The 18,705-nt window shown below is 70.1% G+C and carries 23 protein-coding genes and 1 riboswitch; of the genes, 8 read left to right on the plus strand and 15 right to left on the minus strand.

The window, feature by feature from the left end:
* Nucleotides 1-42: 42 nt before the first annotated feature.
* The 4 genes from D9V36_RS18190 to D9V36_RS18205 all read right to left on the minus strand — a co-directional run bounded on the left by D9V36_RS18190 (nt 43) and on the right by D9V36_RS18205 (nt 2,262).
* Nucleotides 43-357 (minus strand): hypothetical protein, encoded by a 315-nt coding sequence (locus D9V36_RS18190; protein ID WP_129294720.1) that lies wholly within the window; start codon nt 355-357, stop codon nt 43-45.
* Nucleotides 358-717: 360 nt separating this feature from the next.
* The gene (locus tag D9V36_RS18195) at nt 718-1,263 is read right to left on the minus strand and encodes a pyridoxamine 5'-phosphate oxidase family protein (RefSeq protein WP_129294721.1); all 546 of its coding nucleotides are present in this window, start codon (nt 1,261-1,263) and stop codon (nt 718-720) included.
* 292 nt (nt 1,264-1,555) lie between these two features.
* Nucleotides 1,556-1,831 (minus strand): DUF4031 domain-containing protein, encoded by a 276-nt coding sequence (locus D9V36_RS18200; RefSeq protein ID WP_129294722.1) that lies wholly within the window; start codon nt 1,829-1,831, stop codon nt 1,556-1,558.
* 68 nt (nt 1,832-1,899) lie between these two features.
* Nucleotides 1,900-2,262, minus strand: a complete 363-nt coding sequence (locus D9V36_RS18205; RefSeq protein WP_088802267.1) for a hypothetical protein — start codon at nt 2,260-2,262, stop codon at nt 1,900-1,902.
* 151 nt (nt 2,263-2,413) lie between these two features.
* Between D9V36_RS18205 and D9V36_RS18210 the strand changes: the two genes are divergently transcribed.
* The 3 genes from D9V36_RS18210 (at nt 2,414) to D9V36_RS18220 (ending at nt 6,395) form a co-directional block, all read left to right on the plus strand.
* Nucleotides 2,414-3,361 (plus strand): MurR/RpiR family transcriptional regulator, encoded by a 948-nt coding sequence (locus D9V36_RS18210; protein WP_129294723.1) that lies wholly within the window; start codon nt 2,414-2,416, stop codon nt 3,359-3,361.
* Nucleotides 3,362-3,514: 153 nt separating this feature from the next.
* Nucleotides 3,515-4,453, plus strand: a complete 939-nt coding sequence (gene murQ / locus D9V36_RS18215) for an N-acetylmuramic acid 6-phosphate etherase (protein WP_129294724.1) — start codon at nt 3,515-3,517, stop codon at nt 4,451-4,453.
* Between the two features lie 136 nt (nt 4,454-4,589).
* Complete coding sequence (locus tag D9V36_RS18220; protein ID WP_129294725.1) at nt 4,590-6,395, plus strand: PTS transporter subunit EIIC; 1,806 nt, start codon at nt 4,590-4,592, stop codon at nt 6,393-6,395.
* A gap of 125 nt (nt 6,396-6,520) precedes the next feature.
* On the opposite strand, the gene D9V36_RS18225 is transcribed toward D9V36_RS18220, so the two are convergent.
* From D9V36_RS18225 to D9V36_RS18245, 5 genes are all read right to left on the minus strand, one after another.
* Nucleotides 6,521-7,060 (minus strand): GNAT family N-acetyltransferase, encoded by a 540-nt coding sequence (locus D9V36_RS18225; protein WP_129294726.1) that lies wholly within the window; start codon nt 7,058-7,060, stop codon nt 6,521-6,523.
* A 78-nt stretch (nt 7,061-7,138) separates the two neighbouring features.
* Nucleotides 7,139-7,351 (minus strand): hypothetical protein, encoded by a 213-nt coding sequence (locus D9V36_RS18230; RefSeq protein WP_206739687.1) that lies wholly within the window; start codon nt 7,349-7,351, stop codon nt 7,139-7,141.
* Nucleotides 7,348-7,599: a hypothetical protein gene (locus D9V36_RS18235; protein WP_129294727.1), complete on the minus strand. Its 252-nt coding sequence runs from the start codon at nt 7,597-7,599 to the stop codon at nt 7,348-7,350. The genes D9V36_RS18230 and D9V36_RS18235 overlap by 4 nt, the downstream gene beginning before the upstream one ends.
* Before the next feature lie 497 nt (nt 7,600-8,096).
* The gene (locus tag D9V36_RS18240) at nt 8,097-8,327 is read right to left on the minus strand and encodes a hypothetical protein (RefSeq protein WP_129294728.1); all 231 of its coding nucleotides are present in this window, start codon (nt 8,325-8,327) and stop codon (nt 8,097-8,099) included.
* Complete coding sequence (locus D9V36_RS18245) at nt 8,327-8,578, minus strand: hypothetical protein (RefSeq protein ID WP_347239716.1); 252 nt, start codon at nt 8,576-8,578, stop codon at nt 8,327-8,329. Before D9V36_RS18245 ends, D9V36_RS18240 begins: the two co-directional genes overlap by 1 nt.
* Nucleotides 8,579-8,698: 120 nt before the next feature.
* Between D9V36_RS18245 and D9V36_RS18250 the strand changes: the two genes are divergently transcribed.
* Together D9V36_RS18250 and D9V36_RS18255 are read left to right on the plus strand one after the other, a co-directional pair.
* Nucleotides 8,699-9,529 carry a helix-turn-helix domain-containing protein gene (locus D9V36_RS18250; protein WP_129294730.1) on the plus strand — a complete coding sequence of 277 codons (831 nt, stop codon included), beginning with the start codon at nt 8,699-8,701 and terminating at the stop codon, nt 9,527-9,529.
* On the plus strand, nt 9,522-9,842 hold the full coding sequence (locus tag D9V36_RS18255; protein ID WP_431357681.1) for a DUF397 domain-containing protein: 321 nt from the start codon (nt 9,522-9,524) through the stop codon (nt 9,840-9,842). Before D9V36_RS18250 ends, D9V36_RS18255 begins: the two co-directional genes overlap by 8 nt.
* A 62-nt stretch (nt 9,843-9,904) precedes the next feature.
* Here D9V36_RS18255 and D9V36_RS18260 read toward each other — a convergent pair whose 3' ends face one another.
* The gene (locus D9V36_RS18260; protein WP_206739688.1) at nt 9,905-10,831 is read right to left on the minus strand and encodes an NADP-dependent oxidoreductase; all 927 of its coding nucleotides are present in this window, start codon (nt 10,829-10,831) and stop codon (nt 9,905-9,907) included.
* Nucleotides 10,832-10,983: 152 nt separating this feature from the next.
* Between D9V36_RS18260 and D9V36_RS18265 the strand changes: the two genes are divergently transcribed.
* Both D9V36_RS18265 and D9V36_RS18270 read left to right on the plus strand, forming a co-directional pair.
* Complete coding sequence (locus D9V36_RS18265) at nt 10,984-11,664, plus strand: TetR/AcrR family transcriptional regulator (RefSeq protein WP_129294732.1); 681 nt, start codon at nt 10,984-10,986, stop codon at nt 11,662-11,664.
* A 55-nt stretch (nt 11,665-11,719) separates the two neighbouring features.
* Nucleotides 11,720-12,019, plus strand: a complete 300-nt coding sequence (locus tag D9V36_RS18270; protein WP_129294733.1) for a hypothetical protein — start codon at nt 11,720-11,722, stop codon at nt 12,017-12,019.
* Nucleotides 12,020-12,137: 118 nt separating this feature from the next.
* On the opposite strand, the gene groL is transcribed toward D9V36_RS18270, so the two are convergent.
* The 4 genes from groL to thrC all read right to left on the minus strand — a co-directional run bounded on the left by groL (nt 12,138) and on the right by thrC (nt 16,481).
* Complete coding sequence (groL, locus tag D9V36_RS18275; protein ID WP_088799383.1) at nt 12,138-13,763, minus strand: chaperonin GroEL; 1,626 nt, start codon at nt 13,761-13,763, stop codon at nt 12,138-12,140.
* Between the two features lie 406 nt (nt 13,764-14,169).
* Nucleotides 14,170-14,373 (minus strand): cold-shock protein, encoded by a 204-nt coding sequence (locus D9V36_RS18280; RefSeq protein ID WP_003986833.1) that lies wholly within the window; start codon nt 14,371-14,373, stop codon nt 14,170-14,172.
* A 423-nt stretch (nt 14,374-14,796) separates the two neighbouring features.
* Nucleotides 14,797-15,075, minus strand: a complete 279-nt coding sequence (locus tag D9V36_RS18285; protein ID WP_129294734.1) for a MoaD/ThiS family protein — start codon at nt 15,073-15,075, stop codon at nt 14,797-14,799.
* 122 nt (nt 15,076-15,197) lie between these two features.
* Nucleotides 15,198-16,481: a threonine synthase gene (thrC, locus tag D9V36_RS18290; protein ID WP_206739689.1), complete on the minus strand. Its 1,284-nt coding sequence runs from the start codon at nt 16,479-16,481 to the stop codon at nt 15,198-15,200.
* 17 nt (nt 16,482-16,498) lie between these two features.
* Nucleotides 16,499-16,657: riboswitch (SAM riboswitch) on the minus strand.
* A 169-nt stretch (nt 16,658-16,826) separates the two neighbouring features.
* On the opposite strand from thrC, the gene D9V36_RS18295 reads away from it, so the two are divergent.
* Entirely contained in the window at nt 16,827-17,783 is a 957-nt protein-coding gene (locus tag D9V36_RS18295) for a glucosyl-3-phosphoglycerate synthase (RefSeq protein WP_129294736.1), read from the plus strand.
* Between the two features lie 53 nt (nt 17,784-17,836).
* Here the strand turns inward: D9V36_RS18295 and D9V36_RS18300 are convergent, their stop codons facing one another.
* The gene (locus tag D9V36_RS18300; RefSeq protein ID WP_129294737.1) at nt 17,837-18,592 is read right to left on the minus strand and encodes a GntR family transcriptional regulator; all 756 of its coding nucleotides are present in this window, start codon (nt 18,590-18,592) and stop codon (nt 17,837-17,839) included.
* Nucleotides 18,593-18,705 lie beyond the last annotated feature (113 nt).

The raw sequence follows: 18,705 nt of genomic DNA on the forward strand, positions 1-18,705 counted from the left end.
AGAGGCAATGTCGCACGGGTGCAGGAAAACCGCTAAAGGCTTTCAATTCTTGCGGGTCTGCACATCCATAGCCCCCATGGCGCTGCGGCCACAGGTCATGCCGAACTTCCAGGTGCCACGACCCATCCACGCGCCGTAATGTTCCGATCCGTCGCGGCACTCGATATTCGCTCGCGCGTGGCCGTACGGAACATGGCATGTCGCGGACCAACTGGTGCGCGTTTCCTTCATGTTCGAGCATGTGACCTGGTAGAAGCGTACGCTGCTCGCGGCGGCCGCCGGGGTTGCCGAGATGAGTCCCGCCGATGCCGTACTGAGAATGGCTGCACCAAGTGACAGCGCGACCTTTCGCTTCATTACATCCCCCTATTTTCTTCCAGAGCCCGTCGGTCGGCGAGCTCGGTCCCGTCATCTTATCGTCACCATTGGCGGGCGATAGCACCTGGTGCAATCGAGCCACCTAGGCACTATTTATAGCCACTGTCCACGCAATTGTGAGGCGCTACCAAAGGTAAGGCCGCACTTGCACAGCTTCACTTGGGTATATCGATACCCAAGCACCGGCCCTCGCCGCCGCAACGCTCCGCCTCCCTTTTCGCCGGACGACCCTGATCGCTGCTCGCCGCCTTCGACCCGGGCCAGACGCCCGGATGTTCAACGTGGCGAACGCCGCGCCGACGCCGGCCCGCGCCACCACCACGGCTCTACGCTCCGGCCCTACGCCCCGCCGTCGAACGTCCACCGTGTCTGGCTGTACGTCTCTCCCCGTCCGAACCCGAAGGCCGTGACCGGCTCGACGCGGAAGACCACGGCCCGGCCGCCGCCCTGGCTGTGGAATGCGCCGTCGCGGACGTCGAAATGCCAGTCGTTGCCGTACTTCTCGGTGTACAGACCGGCCAGCCGGTGCAGCGTCGGCTCGTCGCTGACCTGCACCGCGTCGCCCTCGACCACCACATCGAGCCCGGCGTGCAGATCGTTGCCGCCGGCCGTCGAGGTCGTCAGCACGCAGTGCGCGTTGGCTTCGAGGTTCTTGGCCTTGCGTTCGCCGGGGCCGGTGCAGAAGTGGAGGGCGCCGTCCGACCAGACGGCGAGCAGCGGGGTGACATGCGGGCGGCCGTCGGGCCGGACGGTGGCGAGCCAGAAGATCTCCGCCTCGGTCATACCGCCGACGGCCGTGGGCCATCCGGTCGCCGTGGCGTCCTCACTGCTGTAGTCGGGGTCGAGCTCGGTGGCCGGCTCCCGGCCCGGTTCGCTGACGGACATGGCTGTCCCCTTCCCATACGGCTTCCCACACGGCGCACGCAGGCTCAACCCATCGTCCGGCGGCCCACTGCCCCGCCCCTGCTACGACGCGCCGCAGGGTCGCAGGGCCGCAGGGCCGCAGGGCCGCAGGGCCGCAGGGCCGCAGGGCCGCAGGGCCGCAGGAGGCTACCCGGGGGGGCTCTGCGGGGTGAGGCTCTACGAGGCTGCGACTCCACCGGGGGGGCTCTACCCGGGGAGGCCCCACCGGGGGGCGGCTCCTCCGGCGGGCCACCCATCCGGTATCCGGCAGGCCTCACACCCGCGGCGCCGGCCGGTTCTTGGGGCGGCGCAGCCCGGCGGCCGTCAGGCGGCGCAGCAGTTCCTTGCTGCCGACCTCCACGGCACCGGCCCGCACCGCATCGCCGTACCGCTCGGCCGGCAGGTCGTAGTGGTCGCGCTCGAACGCCCGCCGGGGCGCGCCGATGCCCGCCGCGAAGTCGTGCAGTTCGTCGAAGGAGTGGTCGCTGACCAGGTGTGACCACATCCGGCCGTGTCCGGGCCAGGTGGGAGGATCGATATAGATCGCCACGTCAGTCCTCCGGCCGGGTCACCGCGTCGGCGCGCCGCACCGTCCACCGCCTCGCGCCCTCCACCACCTCACCCCTCCAGGGACGTGCCGAGCCGGCCGACCCGGGCCACGGCGACCGCCGTCTTGGGACAGACCCAGTGCGGGTCGGGTCCCAACTCCGGTTCGACGTCGAGCGCATGAGGGTCGCCCGACTCCGTGCACACGGGGCACAGCGGCCAGCGGCCGTACCGGTCCAGCAGGGCGTCCTGGACGTCCTGCGCTATGAGTCCCGCGACGAATGCCGCGCCTTCAGGCCATTGCTCCACCCACCACCGGCGGTGGACGACCGCGTCCTCCACGAGCGAGACGATGTCGGCGTCGGCCACCTCATCCGCCATCAGGTCGGCGAGCACCAGCGCCCGCGCGGCATGCAATGCCTGTTCCAGCTCCATGCTGCCCATTGTCCCCCGGCCACCGACCGCGAACGGAGTTGTCCACAGCCCCGGCACACCTCACGCCCTCGCGCGGGGCGGATCATGCGCTCTGTCCACAGCACTCACCGAGGGTATTGACGCCGCGCGGCGATGAAATTACTTTTCAATCGTGAGCAGCAGCGTGAAGGAAACTTTCAAGGACGCGGCCGTCGAGACCCGACCGGCCCCGGCCCCACCCGCCCCCGCCGCACTGGCCGCCAAGGTCCGCACCCTCGCCCCGACGATGACCCGCTCCATGCAGCGGGTCGCCGAGACCGTGGCGAGCGACCCGGCCGGCTGTGCCGCCCTCACCGTCACCGGCCTCGCGGAGCGCACGGGCACCAGCGAAGCCACCGTCGTACGGACGTCCCGGCTGCTCGGCTACCCGGGCTATCGCGACCTGCGGCTCGCCCTCGCCGCGCTCGCCGCGCAGCAGGCGGCCGGCGGCGCGCCCGCGGTGACCGCCGACATAGCGGTCGACGACTCCCTCGTCGAGGTCGTCGCGAAGCTCGCGCAGGAGGAACAGCAGTGCCTGGCCGACACCGCCGCGGCACTGGACGTCACCCAGCTCGAAGCCGCCGTCGCCGCGCTCGCCGGGGCCCGCCGCATCGATGTCTACGGCATCGGGGCCTCCAACCTCGTCGGCCAGGACCTCGCCCAGAAGCTGCTGCGCATCGGCCTGATCGCGCATGCGCACGCGGACCCCCATCTGGCCGTGACGAACGCGGTGCAGATGCGGACCGGTGACGTCGCCCTCGCGATCACGCACTCCGGGCGGACCACCGATGTCATAGAGCCGCTGCGGGTGGCCTTCGACCACGGCGCGACCACCATCGCCATCACCGGCCGCCCGGACGGCGAGATCGCCTCCTACGCCGACTACATCCTCACCACGTCCACGGCCCGCGAGAGCGAGCTGCGACCGGCCGCGATGTCGTCCAGGACGAGCCAGCTGCTGGTCGTGGACTGCCTGTTCATAGGGGTCGCGCAGCGTACGTACGAGACCGCTGCCCCGGCGCTCTCCGCCTCCTACGAGGCCCTTGCCCACCGCCACTCACCACGCCACATCCAGCGCTGACCTCGCGCTGCCCCGCCACTCCGCGGTCCCGCCACTCCGCGGTCCCCTGTTCGCGACGGCGGCGCGGGCGGCACAGCGGCCCCGCGACGAGGCGCGCCACCGAAGAGAACACCGGCCTGCCCCGAGCCCGACCCGAAAAGAGCCATCGTTGCCATGACCTCCACCGCCGACTACGCCCATCTGCGCGCCCAGTTGGACACCCTCACCACCGAAGCGTTCCGGCCCGACCTCGCGGACATCGACCGCCGCTCCACCCTGGACATCGCCCGCACGATGAACGACGAGGACGCCACCGTCCCCGCCGCCGTCGCCCGGCGGCTCCCCGAGATCGCCGCCGCCATCGACGCCATCGCCGCACGCATGGCCCGCGGCGGCCGGCTGGTCTACGCGGGCGCCGGCACGGCCGGCCGCCTCGGGGTGCTGGACGCCAGCGAATGCCCGCCGACCTTCAACACCGACCCCTCCCACGTCCTCGGCCTGATCGCGGGCGGGCCGTCCGCGATGATCACCGCCGTCGAGGGCGCCGAGGACAGTACAAAGTTCGCCGTCGAGGATCTGACCGGGATCGGCCTGACCGACCTGGACACCGTCGTCGGCATCTCCGCCTCCGGCCGCACGCCGTACGCGATCGGAGCCGTCGAGTACGCCCGCGAGCTGGGCGCCCTGACCATCGGCCTGTCCTGCAATGCCGATTCGGCGCTGGCCGCGGCCGCCGAGCACGGCATCGAGATCGTGGTCGGCCCGGAGCTGCTGACCGGCTCCACCCGGCTCAAGGCGGGCACCGCCCAAAAGCTCGTGCTCAACATGCTCTCGACCCTCACCATGATCCGCCTGGGCAAGACCTACGGGAATCTGATGGTGGACGTCCGCGCCTCCAACGAAAAGCTGCGGGCCCGCTCGCGCCGGATCGTCGCGCTCGCCACCGGCGCCACCGACACGGAGATCGAGACGGCGCTCGGCATCACGGACGGCGAGGTGAAGAACGCCATCCTCACCCTCCTCGGCAATGTCGACGGCCCCACCGCCGCCCGCCTTCTCGACGCCGCCAACGGTCATCTGCGCGAAGCCCTCCAGGCCGCCAAGAACCGCTGAGGTCGGCCGGCACCCGTCTGCCCCGCCGCCCCTTCCTGCCCCGCCGACCCCGCCGACCCCGCCGACCACCGCGTTTCCCCACCCACGTTCCTGGACCCCTGCCCCTGGTTTATCTGCACAGCAAGGCACCGCACACATGACCGAAGACAAGAACCGCGCCACCGCCGCCGCGCTCCTCCCTCTCGTCGGCGGCGCCGAGAACCTCACCTCCATCGCCCACTGCATGACCCGGCTCCGCCTGGGCGTCCGGGACCGCTCCCTGGTCCAGGACGAAGCCCTCAAGGCGCTCCCGGCCGTCATGGGCGTGGTCGAGGACGACACGTACCAGATCGTGCTGGGCCCCGGAACGGTCGCCCGGGTCACCCCCGAGGTCGAGCGCCTGGTCGAGCAGGCCCGCACCACGGACCCGGCCCCGGAACGGGCGGCCGGAGCGCCGGAGACCGGAGCACCGGAGGCCGTGACTCCGGAGACCGGAGAGGCGAAGGCCGGAGAGGCAAAGGCCGGAGCCCCGGAAGCCGTAGCGCCAACCGCCGTCCCTCGGGTCGTCACACCCACCGCCACCACCGCCGAGGAACTGGCCGCCCAGGGCGCCGCCCTCAAGGCCCGGCAGAAGTCCCGGAACGCCACCCCGGTGAAGCTGTTCCTGCGCCGGATCGCCAATATCTTCGTCCCGCTGATCCCGGCCCTGATCGGCTGCGGCATCGTCGCCGGTATCAACGGCCTGCTGGCCAACCTCGGCTGGCTGCCGTCCGTCGTCCCGGCGCTGGCCGCCATCGCCTCCGGCTTCATGTCCCTCATCGCCGTCTTCGTCGGCTACCAGACCGCCAAGGAGTTCGGCGGCACGCCGGTCCTCGGCGGCGCGGTCGCCGCGATCATCGTCTTCCCGGGCATCGCCCACGTCACGGCCTTCGGCCAGAAGCTCGCCCCGGGCCAGGGCGGAGTACTCGGCGCACTCGCCGCGGCGCTGCTCGCCGTCCAGGTGGAGAAGTGCTGTCGCAATGGGGTCTTCCCCGGCCGGGCGAAGACGAGGAAGACAAGAAGGTGGGGAAAGGTCCCCGAGGCGCTGGACGTGCTGCTCACTCCCACCCTGACCGTGCTGGTCACGGGCCTGGTCACGATCTTCGGCCTGATGTTCGTCGCGGGCGAGGTCTCCACCGCCATCGGGACCTTCGCCACCTGGCTGCTGGCCCACGGCGGGGCCTTCGCCGGCTTCGTCCTGGGCGGTCTCTTCCTCCCCCTCGTGATGCTGGGCCTCCACCAGGCCCTGATCCCGATCCACACCACCCTCATCGAGCAGCAGGGCTACACCGTCCTGCTCCCGATCCTCGCCATGGCGGGCGCGGGCCAGGTCGGCACCGCCCTCGCCGTCTACCTCCAGCTCCCCCGCAACCGCTCGATCCGTACGACCATCAAGTCCGCCCTCCCGGCAGGCTTCCTGGGCGTCGGCGAACCTCTGATCTACGGCGTCTCGCTCCCCCTGGGCCGCCCCTTCATCACCGCCTGCATCGGCGGCGCCTGCGGCGGCGGCTTCATCGGCCTCTTCAACCAACTCGGCGACGCCGTCGGCTCCACCGCCATCGGCCCCTCGGGCTGGGCCCTGTTCCCGCTGGTCAAGGGCAACCAGCCCGTCACCACCACCCTCGTCGTCTACGCCCTGGGCCTGGCCGTCGGCTACCTCACCGGCTTCCTCGCCACCTACTTCTTCGGCTTCAACAAACAACTGCGGGCAGACCTGAACACGGACCCCATGGACCCCACGGACTCCAAGAACCCCAAGGACCCCAGCGCCCCCGACACCCCCGCTCCCCACCCCTCGCAGACCGTCGATCCCGCACCCACCGGAGGCCCAACCACACCGAACACGCAGGGCACGCCCACCACACCGAATACGCAGGGCACGCCCACCACACCGGGCGCGCCGGCCGGCCTGGGGACACGCTGAGGCCGGCCGCAGGGTTGGCATCTACCGGCGCCGACGCCGACGCGAACACGGCGGCGGGCAGAATCCACCCGGCTTCGTCAACGAGAACAACGGCCTTCGACAGTTCCACGCTGTCGAGGGCGAGCTCAATCGGAGTGCGTGATCGGGGCCCGCAGGCCGAGCCACTGATCGGCGTCCCAGGCCCGGAAGCGTTCTACTTTGGTGAACCCCAGCTTTGCCGCGAGGCGCATCGAGCCGACGTTGGCGGTCTGGGTGGCGAGCACCACCGGCTCGCCGGGAAGGACGCTGTCGAACCAGTCGAGTGCCGCAGCGCATGCTTCGGCGGCATACCCGAACCCCCACGCCCGTGGCAGGAACAGGTAGCCGAGATCGGCCTTCCCCGCGGCAGCCGGGCGATGGTGCTCCGGCGCTCTCCTGAGCAGGATCTGGCCGATCATCGCCCCGTCGAGCTCGACGACGAAGCTCCCGGGCCACCGTTCGGGCACCTCGGGCAACTTGCGCTCAAGCTCGTCACGCGGGCGGGGGCCACCGAGGTAGGTGTGCACCTCTGGAGACGCCAGCAGCTCGATGAACGCCGCACGGTCCCGGGCCTCGGGCTCACGGAGCACGAGCCTCTCGGTCCCGATCGGTGCAGGCGGCCAGGCAACGGATCCGAGATCAGTCATGCCGGTCAGCCAATCAGCAGGCTCAGCAGTGCTCAAGGCTCACCGGCCCTCCCGACTTCTTGGCCCTCTGACCCGCCCTCAGGGGATCATCCGGCTCTCCCAGTTCAGCTCTCTGAGGCGGGCCGCCAGTACGGCGGACGGCGGGGCGGGGTGCAGTAAGTGCGGCGGGCAGGCCCACGGCCGGCCGCCGCCGGGCTCGCGGAGCTGCACCAACGGCCCCTGGTGGTCCACGACCCGGCCGACGCGCCCGTCCCGCCCGTCCACCGCATAGCTGCCCGACGACAACGTCACGGCTGTCCCTCCTCCGGGCCGTGCCCGGGAGCGGCGGCCTTGGCGTAGTCCGCCAAGACCTCGGCCAGCCGCTGGGCGGTGTCGAGATTGCAGCGCCCCAATTCGACCAGCGGCGCCATGACGCTGCTCGCGCAGGACACCGGATCGACGCAGAGGGAGGGAAGAGTGACCCCGACCGCCTGGAGTGCGGTGTGCAGCTCCGCCATGACGCCCTCGGCCTGTCGTACTCGATCACGCGCCGTCAACATTTCGCCTCATCGCCTTCCACGCTGAGTGTCCCCGTCGTGCACACAGCGTGGCTGCTACCGGCCCGGCCTGCAGAGAGACGCATATCCAACAACCGATCGTGTGTAACAGGGAGTTGCCAAGAAGCCCGCACCCCGGCTCCTCACCCCCGCCCTCGTCACCCCGCGCCACGCTCGGGGCCGGGCTATCGCACCGGCCAACGTCTCCCCGCGGCCCGCGGCGCAAGCCGCTCGCCATCGAGCCGACCACCCCGTTCCCGCCCGTGTACAGCACTTACGCAAAGCGACACCCCGGCCTGCCCCCCCCACGCCCCCACTCACACACCCCGCCGTCCGAGCCCCGGCAACCGCCCCCGCACCGGCGGCCGACCGTACGGCCGTCAGCCGTACATCCGCGCGGGTCCCAGCCCCGGCGCACCACGCGGTCGCACACACCTCGGGCCGCACCCGCCCCGAACGCCCCACAGGGCACACGTTCCTGACGGGTGGCGGACCGCCCCTCACGGCATCCGGCTCTGCCAGTTCAGCTCTCGCACGCGGGCCGCCAATACGGCGGACGGTGGGGCGACGCGCAGCGCATGAGACGGGCAGTCCCACGACACTCCGCCGCCGGGAGGCCGGAGCCGCACCAACGCCCCCTCGTTGCCGACGAGGACACCGACGACCACACCGATGACCAAGCCGACCCGGCCGTCCCGCCCGTCCACCGCGAAGCTTCCGGGGACCGGCATCACGGCCGCGGCCCCTCCTCGCCGTGTCCCGGTACGGCGGTCCGGGCGTAGTCCGCCAGTACGCCGGCGAGCCGCCGGGCCGTGTCCAGATTGCAGCGCCCCAGCTCGACCAGCGGCGCCATGTGGGCGCTCGCGCACGACACCGGGTCCACACCGAGGGAGGGCAGGGTGATCCCCGCCGCCCGGAGTGCGGTCTGCAGTTCCACCGTGACACCCTCGGCCTGCCGCATCCGCTCACGCGCCGTCAGCATTCGCCTCATCACCTTCCACACTGAGTGTTGTCATTGCGCACACAGCGTGGCCACTACGGGTCTAGCCTGCATAGAGGCGCAGACCCAACAACCGATCGCGTGTAACAGGGAGTTGCTGCGATGCCCGGACCCAAACCCCTCGACCCCTCCTCGTCCCCCCGCGCCATGCTCGGCGCAGAGTTACGCCACAAGCGCGAAGAGGCCGGTCTCACCCAGGAAGAACTCGGCAAGCCCCTCTTCGTCAGTGGGTCGTTCATCGGCCAGCTGGAGGCGGGAACACGGCGGATGCAGATGGAGTACGCCGTGAAGATCGACGAAATCCTCGGGACGGACGGCTACTTCGCCCGCAACTGCGAGGCCGCCACGAAGTCGAAGTATCCGGATCACTTCGCGGAGGCGGCGGAGGCAGAAGCCATCGCCACGTCGATCAGGGAGTACGCCCCGCAGCTGATCCCAGGACTGCTACAGACGAAGGCCTACGCGTGGGCGGTTTGCCGCGCCTACCAGCCAACGGCACCGGATGCCGTGATCGAGGAGACGGTCACGGCACGACTCGAACGGACACGCCTTCTCGACCATCCAACGACCCCATTGTTGTGGGTGGTGCTGGACGAGGCCGTGTTGCGCCGCAAGACCGGCAGCCCGGTGGTGATGGCGGAGGCGCTGTGGCACGTGGTGGAACTGGTCCGGAAGCACCGGATCATCGTGCAGGCGTTGCCGTTCTCAGCGGGCGCCCACGCCGCGTTGGAAGGCTCCCTGAAATTAATGGCGTTCGCTGACGCGCCACCGCTCGCGTACCTTGATGGTCTAGGCACAGGGCAGTTGCTGGACGACCCAGCAACGGTGGCGCGATACGAACTGGCCTACGATCTCGTGGGGGCCAGCGCATTGTCACCAGAAGCGTCACTGGCCCTGATCGAGTCAGCGGCGGAGGCATATTCCCGTGAGTAGTGAGTACGACCTGAGCACCGCCACGTGGCACAAGTCCAGCTACAGCGGTGGCAGCGGCGGAAACTGCCTCGAAATCGCCACCTGGCACAAGTCCAGCCACAGCGGCGGCGAAGGTGGCAACTGCCTAGAGGTTGCCACCTGGCGGAAGTCCACCCACAGCGACGGCAGCGGCGGCGACTGCCTAGAAGTCTCCGACGACCACCCCGGCATCGTGCCCGTCCGGGATTCCAAGGACCCGCACGGTCCGGCGCTCGCGTTCCGGGCACCGGCGTGGGAAGCGTTCATCGAGGGCATCAAGTCCAGCTCCCTGTAGGGCGTCTGGTGACACTCGGGGTCCGGGGCTCAAGCCGCGGACCCCGAGCCAAAGAGGACCACTCAGGGCACGGTAATGATGATCTTGCCTCGTGCATGGCCGGCGGCGCTGGCGTCATGGGCCGCGGCCGTCTCCTTCAGCGGGAACACGGCGTGCAGTGGGACGGTGAGGCGGCCCTGATCGGCCAGGTCCGCCGCCAACGGCAGTCCTGCCCAGCCCGGTGACTCTCCTGCCTCGGAGCGGGAGAACCGCACTCCGTGCCGAGCGGCGTCGAAGTCCGCGATGGTCACGACGCGATGCGGGTCGCCGGCGATGGCCACCAGTTCCGCAAGGGAGCCCTTGCCGGCCGCGTCCAGAACCACGTCGACACCGCGCGGAGCCAGTGCGGCAAGGCGATCGGCCAGTCCCGGCCCGTAGGTGACCGGTACGACGCCGAGCGCCTCCAGAAAACCGTGATTGCCCTCGCCGGCGGTGCCGATCACGGTGAGGCCGCGGGCCCGGGCGAGTTGCGCGGTGATGGTACCGACACCGCCGGCGGCGCCCTCGATCAACAAGGTCATGCCCTCGACGGCGTCCAGGGCTTCCAGTACGCGCGTGGCCGCGTCGATATTGCCCGCGGCGCCACCCGCTTCCCCGAAGGACCACGACCGGGGCTTGGGCGCCCATGCCTCCAGCACGGCGTACTCGGCCGCGGCGCCGCCCTGGTCCGCGAAGGGAACGAGGCCGAAGACCGCATCTCCCACGGCGGTGCCGGTCACCCCCTCCCCCACCTCGTCGACGATGCCCGCGGCATCCACGCCCGGTATGTGGGGGAAGCCCAGGGAGACGAAGTCCTGCAACAGCCCTGCACGCAGGTACCAGTCGGCAGGGGTGACGCCGGTGGCACGCACGGCGATGCGGACCTGACCGGGACCGGCGTGCGGCTCCTCGGCCTCTTCGACGGCAAGAACCCCGGAACCGCCATAGCGGTGGTACTGCACAGCAAACACGGACAGCCTCCATAGACACGGCAGGTCGTTCGACAGGAGGACTCACAGCCGCTCACCTCGGCGGCCGGGAGCCGACCGCGGGAACCCGCGGCGTCACGTCACGCTAACCCGCTAAACGGTCGACCCCTTCCGTTTGTGCTTAAGTGGGAGACATGCCTGACCGACTGTCTCGGAACCCGTCCACCTCCCCCGCCGGCACCCGCGCCCCGGGGCAGCGAGCCGACGCCCGGAACAACCGCGCTCGGCTCCTCCAGGCCGCTCGCGACGCATACACCCTCGACGGCGCCGACGTGCCCTCCAGCGCAATCGCCCGCCGGGCCGGTGTGGGTGCCGCCACCCTCTACCGGCACTTCCCGACCCGCGACGCGCTGATCGCGGCCGCGTTCTCCGAACAACTCGGCCAGTGCACCGCGACCGTCGACGAGGCCCTCAAGGACGACGATCCCTGGCGCGGACTTCGCACCGCCCTCACCAAGGTCTGCCGGATGCAGGCCGAGGACCGCGGCTTCAGTGCCGCGTTCCTCGCCGGATTCCCCGACGCTCCCGACGTCCGGCGTGAACGCACCCGCGCCGAGTCGGGCCTCGCCCGGCTGGTGCAGCGGGCGAAGGAAACCGGACAGCTGCGCAAGGACTTCGACACCAGCGACATCACGCTGCTGCTCCTGGCCAACAACGGCGTCCTGCGGGACTCCCCGGCGGCCTCCATGGCCGCGTCCCGCCGCCTGCTCGCCTACTTCCTCCAGTCCTGCCGGCCGACGGACGACACACCGCTGCCCGAACCCGCGCCACTCCGCCTCGACGACCTGTACAGGACACCGCGTCGCACGGGATGACCGGATCACCGAAGACACGTTCGGTGATCCGGTCGCAGTCAGTAGGGTCGACGCCATGCTGATCCGATTACGGCGCCCCTGGCGCGCCAGGCTGATCGTGGCCCTCACGGTTCTCGTGCTGGCCGCCGGCGGGGTGGCACTGATCCTGTGGGGCGAGACACCGCCCCCGTTCCCGCCGCTACCCGGGACGCACGCCTCCGGGCCGCACGGCAATGTCCTGACCCAGGTCGCCTTCGAAAGCACCCTCGACCGCGACACCCCGCCCGCACCGGCCACCCTCTGCGGCGCCTTGATGCTGGCCGCGGCAGGTGCCCTGTGCCTCGCGGGCTGCCTCATCGTCCGCCGCCGTCGATAGAACCACGGAGGAGGCGCCCCCAAAACGCCGCCGGGGCGGCACCCCCTCGAAGGAGGGTGCCGCCCCGACGTACGTCTGGACTGCGGTCCGGGAGGACCGGTGTCTGATCCGCGGGGGATCAGAAGTCCATGTCACCGCCCGGCATGCCGCCCGGAGCGCCCGCCGCAGCGGCCTTCTCCGGCTTGTCGGCGATGACGGCCTCGGTGGTGAGGAACAGCGCCGCGATGGAGGCGGCGTTCTGCAGCGCGGAGCGCGTGACCTTGGCCGGGTCGATGATGCCTTCGGCGATCATGTCGACGTAGTCGCCGGTCGCGGCGTTGAGGCCGTGACCCACGGGCAGGTTGCGCACCTTCTCCACCACAACGCCGCCCTCAAGGCCGCCGTTGACGGAGATCTGCTTGAGCGGGGCCTCCAGCGCGAGCTTCACGGCGTTGGCGCCGGTCGCCTCGTCGCCGTCCAGGTCCAGCTTCTCGAAGACCGAGGAGGCCTGGAGCAGGGCCACGCCACCGCCGGCGACGATGCCCTCCTCGACGGCCGCCTTCGCGTTGCGAACGGCGTCCTCGATGCGGTGCTTGCGCTCCTTGAGCTCGACCTCGGTGGCGGCACCGGCCTTGATGACGGCCACGCCGCCGGCCAGCTTCGCCAGACGCTCCTGGAGCTTCTCGCGGTCGTAGTCCGAGTCGCTGTTCTCGATCTCGGCGCGGATCTGGTTGACCCGGCCCTGGACCTGCTCGCTGTCGCCGGCACCGTCGACGATGGTGGTCTCGTCCTTGGTGATGACGACCTTGCGGGCGCGGCCGAGCAGTTCGAGACCGGCGTTCTCCAGCTTGAGGCCGACCTCCTCGGAGATGACGGTGCCACCGGTGAGGATGGCGATGTCGCCGAGCATGGCCTTGCGGCGGTCACCGAAGCCCGGGGCCTTGACGGCGACGGACTTGAAGGTGCCACGGATCTTGTTGACGACCAGGGTCGACAGGGCCTCGCCCTCGACGTCCTCGGCGATGATCAGCAGCGGCTTGCCCGACTGCATGACCTTCTCCAGGAGCGGGAGCAGGTCCTTCACGTTGCTGATCTTCGAGTTGACGATCAGGATGTACGGGTCGTCGAGCGCGGCTTCCATGCGCTCCATGTCGGTCGCGAAGTACGCCGAGATGTAGCCCTTGTCGAAGCGCATACCCTCGGTGAGTTCCAGCTCCAGACCGAAGGTCTGGGACTCCTCGACGGTGATGACGCCTTCCTTGCCGACCTTGTCCATGGCCTCGGCGATCAGCTCGCCGATCTGGGTGTCAGCGGCGGAGATGGAGGCGGTCGAAGCGATCTGCTCCTTGGTCTCCACGTCCTTGGCCTGCTCCAGCAGGGCGGCGGAGACGGCCTCGACGGCACGCTCGATGCCGCGCTTGAGGGCCATCGGGTTGGCGCCGGCGGCGACGTTGCGCAGGCCCTCGCGGACCAGAGCCTGGGCCAGGACGGTCGCGGTCGTCGTGCCGTCACCGGCGACGTCGTCCGTCTTCTTCGCGACCTCCTTGACCAGCTCGGCGCCGATCTTCTCGTACGGGTCCTCGAGCTCGATCTCCTTGGCGATGGAAACACCATCGTTGGTGATCGTGGGGGCGCCCCACTTCTTCTCGAGGACGACGTTGCGGCCCTTGGGGCCGAGGGTGACCTTGACGGCGTCGGCGAGCTGGTTCATCCCGCGCTCGAGACCGCGCCGTGCCTCCTCGTCGAACGCGATGATCTTGGCCATGTGAAGTGGTCCTCCCGGACTGGGGTGGATTGCTCCGGACCGCGCTGGCGCCCGCGACGGACGACCTGCAGACCTGTGTGGTTCCTTGCCCCACCCGGCCTACGGGCCTCACCGACCCGGTCCTTCTTTGTCACTCTCACTGGGAGAGTGCTAACGCAATGATTAGCACTCGCACCCCGTGAGTGCAAGGCAGCTTCGAAGATGCCTCCCATCGGGGTGGCGCCCGGACGACGGAGGAATGACGGATGAGCGCAGGTCCCCCGGGGTCCGGCCGCACGCGGCCCGCACCCACCCGTCCGCCGACAGCGGACAGCAGGCGGACAGGCGGGCGGACAGGCAGGCGGACAGCAGAAGGCCCGCACCCCCAGGGGTACGGGCCTTCCCTACGCAGCAGTCGGTCGGCGCCTCAGCCGGCCACCCGGACCATGTCCGCCTGCGGTCCCTTCTGGCCCTGCGAGATCTCGAACTCGACCCGCTGACCCTCCTCAAGGGTGCGGTAACCGTCCATCTGGATCGCGCTGTAGTGGACGAAAACATCCGCACCACCGTCGACCGCGATGAAGCCGTACCCCTTCTCCGCGTTGAACCACTTGACGGTGCCCTGAGCCATGCCTAACTCCCCTATTACTGGCCCTTGCGCAGGACCGCACTCCGCGGACCCGGGTCAGACCTCACCCCGTGAAAGCCCTGTGGGGTGTGCGCCGGAACGCGTCGACCGCCGCTGAATGTATCTGCACAGATGCCCAGCGCAACAGGTCAATCGGACGAGAAATCTGGGGCAGGAGAATCGGCTATATGCGGCGAAATCCCGGTTCTCCGGGGCAAGTCGGGCCGGGCATAGCTCACCTAAGCGACAAATGTTGCCCACACTTTGCGCACAACTGATCGCGATCTCATATGCGTTCGGCACACGCGCGCGCTATAGCGGAGGGGTATCACCTCAATGGTATCTCCTTTCACAACATGGAATTGCCCCGTCCGCTTTCTGGCGGACGGGGCAATTCCGGTCAAGCAGGCCAAGAATTGGCGCAAATCAGCAGCCTCCGGCGACCGCCGGAATGATCGAGACGCCCGCACCGTCCGGGGTCGGCGTCTCAAGACCCTGCTCGAAGCGCACATCGTCGTCGTTGACGTAGACGTTCACGAAACGGCGCAGCTTGCCGGCGTCGTCGAGCACCCGGGCGGCGATGCCCTGGTGGTTCTGCTCCAGGTCGGTGATCACCTCGGAGAGGGTCGCGCCCTCGGCGGCGACCTCGGCCTGGCCGCCGGTGTACGTGCGGAGGATGGTGGGGATGCGGACCTTCACGCTCATGGTTCTGCCTTCCGGGTATTGCGGAGTACGAGTTCGGGGACGGTGGCCGGCCCCGTGGCGGACGGGCCGGCGGCCTCGCGGCGGAGGTGGCGCGGCCCCGTGCGCGGACGGGGCCGGCGGCCTCAGCCGGCCAGGCCGGCCGCGCGGAACGCGTCCAGGTCCGGACGGATCGTGGCCGTGGGCCCGGAGGTCGGGGCGACCGCGTCCAGCGTCTTGAGGCCGTCACCGGTGTTCAGGACGACGGTGGTCAGGGACGGGTCGAGCACACCGGCCTCGATCAGCTTCTTGGTCACGCCGACGGTCACCCCGCCCGCGGTCTCCGCGAAGATGCCTTCCGTCCTGGCCAGCAGCTTGATCGCGTCCACGATCTGCTCGTCGTTGACGTCCTCGACCGCGCCGCCCGTACGGCGGGCGATGTCGAGCACATACGGGCCGTCGGCCGGGTTGCCGATCGCCAGCGACTTGGCGATGGTCTTCGGCTTCTGCGGGCGGACCACGTCGTGCCCGGCCTTGAAGGCCGCGGACACCGGGGAGCAGCCCTCCGCCTGGGCGCCGAAGATCTTGTACGGCTTGTCCTCGACCAGGCCGAGGGCGATCAGCTCCTTGAGCCCCTTGTCGATCTTCGTGAGCTGCGAGCCGGACGCGATCGGGATGACGATCTGGTCCGGGAGCCGCCAGCCCAGCTGCTCGCAGATCTCGTACGCCAGGGTCTTGGAACCCTCGCCGTAGTAGGGGCGCAGATTGACGTTGACGAAGCCCCAGCCCTCGCCCAGCGGGTCGCCGATGAGCTCGGAGCAGAAGCGGTTGACGTCGTCGTAGTTGCCCTCGATGCCGACCAGGTCACCGCCGTAGACCGCGGCCATGACGACCTTGCCGGCCTCCAGGTCGTGCGGGATGAACACGCAGGACTTGAAGCCGGCCCGGCGCGCCGCGGCGCCGACCGCGCCGGCGAGGTTGCCGGTCGAGGAGCAGGAGAGGGTGGTGAAGCCGAAGGCGCGGGCGGCCTCGACGGCGATCGCCACGACGCGGTCCTTGAAGGAGTGCGTCGGGTTGCCCGAGTCGTCCTTGACGTACAGACCGCCGGTGACGCCCAGCTCGGCGGCGAGCCGGTCGGCCTGGACGAGCTTGGTGAAGCCGGGGTTCAGGTTGGGCTTGTCGGCGACGTCGGCGGGGACGGGCAGCAGCGGGGCGTAGCGCCAGATGTTGTCCGGACCGGCCTCGATCTGCTTCTTCAGGCCCTCGGGGTCGCCGCTCGGCAGGTCGTACGCGACTTCGAGCGGCCCGAAACAGTCCTGGCACGCGAAGATCGGGCCGAGCGGATTGCGCTGTCCGCACTCGCGGCAGGACAGGGCGACGGCGGGGCCCAGAGCGACGGTGGGGGCGTTTTCGGTGACTTGCACAGCCATGGAGGCGAGGCCCTTTCTCCTCATCTTCCTCGCGGCGAATCTCGCCACGAGACGGATTTGGCACCTTCCCTAGCCGGGAGCCTCGCGCGCGGGACGTCAGCGTCCTTGCGGCAAGACCGGCTGGAGGGTTGCCGGGGCTTCAACGGGCCGTATCCCTCTGCCCCTCTGGATGAGCGGTATGGCGCTGGGCCGAAACCCAGGCGTTTGTGGCGCGGACCCCGACATGCGACGGTCATCCGCGTTGTTCAAGACTGTAACCGACGGCACTGACGGTTGAGATAGTCGTCCGAACCGCGAGATGGATCACAAGGCCGCCGATCCGGCGGCGACCGAGGAGTCGTAGACGTGCTGGAAGAGGTGGAGCGCTGGCTGAGCAGCCGCTCCTGGTCCGCCACGGACCGCCCGCTGGGTCAGCTGCTGGAGGCGAAGCACCGGACGGGCCGCACGGTCAGTGTCGTCCTGCCGGCCCTCGACGAGGAGGCCACCGTCGGGGCGATCGTGGCGGTGATCCGCGCCGAGCTGATGACCGGGCCGGTGCCGCTCGTCGATGAGCTGATCGTGCTGGACTCCGGCTCCACCGACCGCACCGCCGAGGTCGCCGCGGCGGCCGGCGCCCGGGTGGTCCCCCGCGACAGCGTCCTGCCGCGGCTGCCGGCCCTCCCCGGCAAGGGCGAGGTGCTGTGGCGCTCCCTGCTGGCCACCACCGGCGACATCGTCTGCTTCATCGACGCCGACCTGCGCGAATTCTCCGCCGCCTTCGTCTCCGGGATCGTCGGCCCGCTGCTGACCGAGCCGGACGTCCAGTTCGTGAAGGCGATGTACGACCGCCCGCTGGAGACCGGCGGCGCCGGCGCCGGCCAGGGCGGCCGGGTCACCGAGCTGGTCGCCCGCCCGCTCCTCAACCTCCACTGGCCGCAGCTGGCCGGCTTCGTCCAGCCGCTCGGCGGCGAGTACGCGGCCCGCCGCTCCCTGCTGGAGCGCCTCCCCTTCCCCGTCGGCTACGGCGTCGAGCTGGGCCTGCTCGTCGACGCCCTGCACACCGTCGGCCTCGACGCCCTGGCCCAGGTCGACGTGGGCGTCCGCAAACACCGCCACCAGGACGGCCAGGCCCTCGGCCGGATGGCCGCCGCCATCTACCGCACCGCCCAACTCCGCCTGGCCCGCGGCCACTTGGTACGCCCCCGGCTCACCCAGTTCGACCGCGGCGACAACGGCTTCGTCCCCCGTACGACGGACGTGGACACCGAGGAGCGTCCCCCGATGGCCGAAATCCCGGAGTACGCGGAGCGGCGGGCGGCGTGAGGACTCGGGGGGGGGAGGGCTCGGGCGGCCTGAGAGCCCGCGTGGCCTGACGCTCAGGCGTCGAAGTCGTACTCCAGCACGTAGGCGGAGGAGTCGAGGATCATCTCGTTGGCCTCTACCGTGCGCCCGTCCGCAGTGATGGCCGTGCGACTGATGAGAAGGACGGGTGTGCCCGCCGGGAGGCCCAGCCGGTCGGCCTCCTCCGGCGCCGGCATGCGTGAGCGCACCTCTTCCCGGAAACGGGCAGGAGCCGAGCCCAGCTCTGCGAGCCGGGCGTACGTCCCACCGGCCCCGGTGTCCGGCTGCGTGATCGCCGAGTCCGCGACAAGGTCGGCGGGGAGATAGGAGGTGGAGAGGAGCACCGGCTTGCCGTCGAGCACGAACCGGCGGCGCCGGACGGTGACGGCGTCTCCGGGCGCGATGCCCAACCACGCCGCGACGCCGCCGGATGCCCGCTCCTCGTCGACGGTGACCGCATCCACCACCAGATCGCGCTCGGCGACGTCGGCTGCCCAGACCGACCGCCCTTGACCCCACTGCTCCCGGGCCAGACGCGGAACACCGCGGCGCCGGATCGGCTGGAAGTCCCGCACGAACACACCGGCACCCTTGCGGGCCTCGGCAAGCCCCTCAGAGGTGAGAACACCGAGGGCCTGACGTGCCGTCATCCGGGCCACTCCATGCCGGTCCATCAGGTCGTTCTCTCCGGGCAGCCGGTCACCGGGGCGGAACTCCCCTGCCGCGATCGCCTGCTTCAGCGCGTCGGCGATCCTGCGGTACTTGGGCGACGAGCCCTCCTGTGCGGCCATGGCGACGCTTCCCTCCTGGCGATCTCCAGACATCCTAGGGATCTGTTCGAGTAACTACGGCGCCTCCCCCGGAACTCAACTTCTCTAGAGAACTAATTGACGCTACGCACTCA

It is taken from the genome of Streptomyces lydicus (assembly GCF_004125265.1).
Taxonomy (GTDB): Bacteria; Actinomycetota; Actinomycetes; order Streptomycetales; family Streptomycetaceae; genus Streptomyces; species Streptomyces lydicus_C.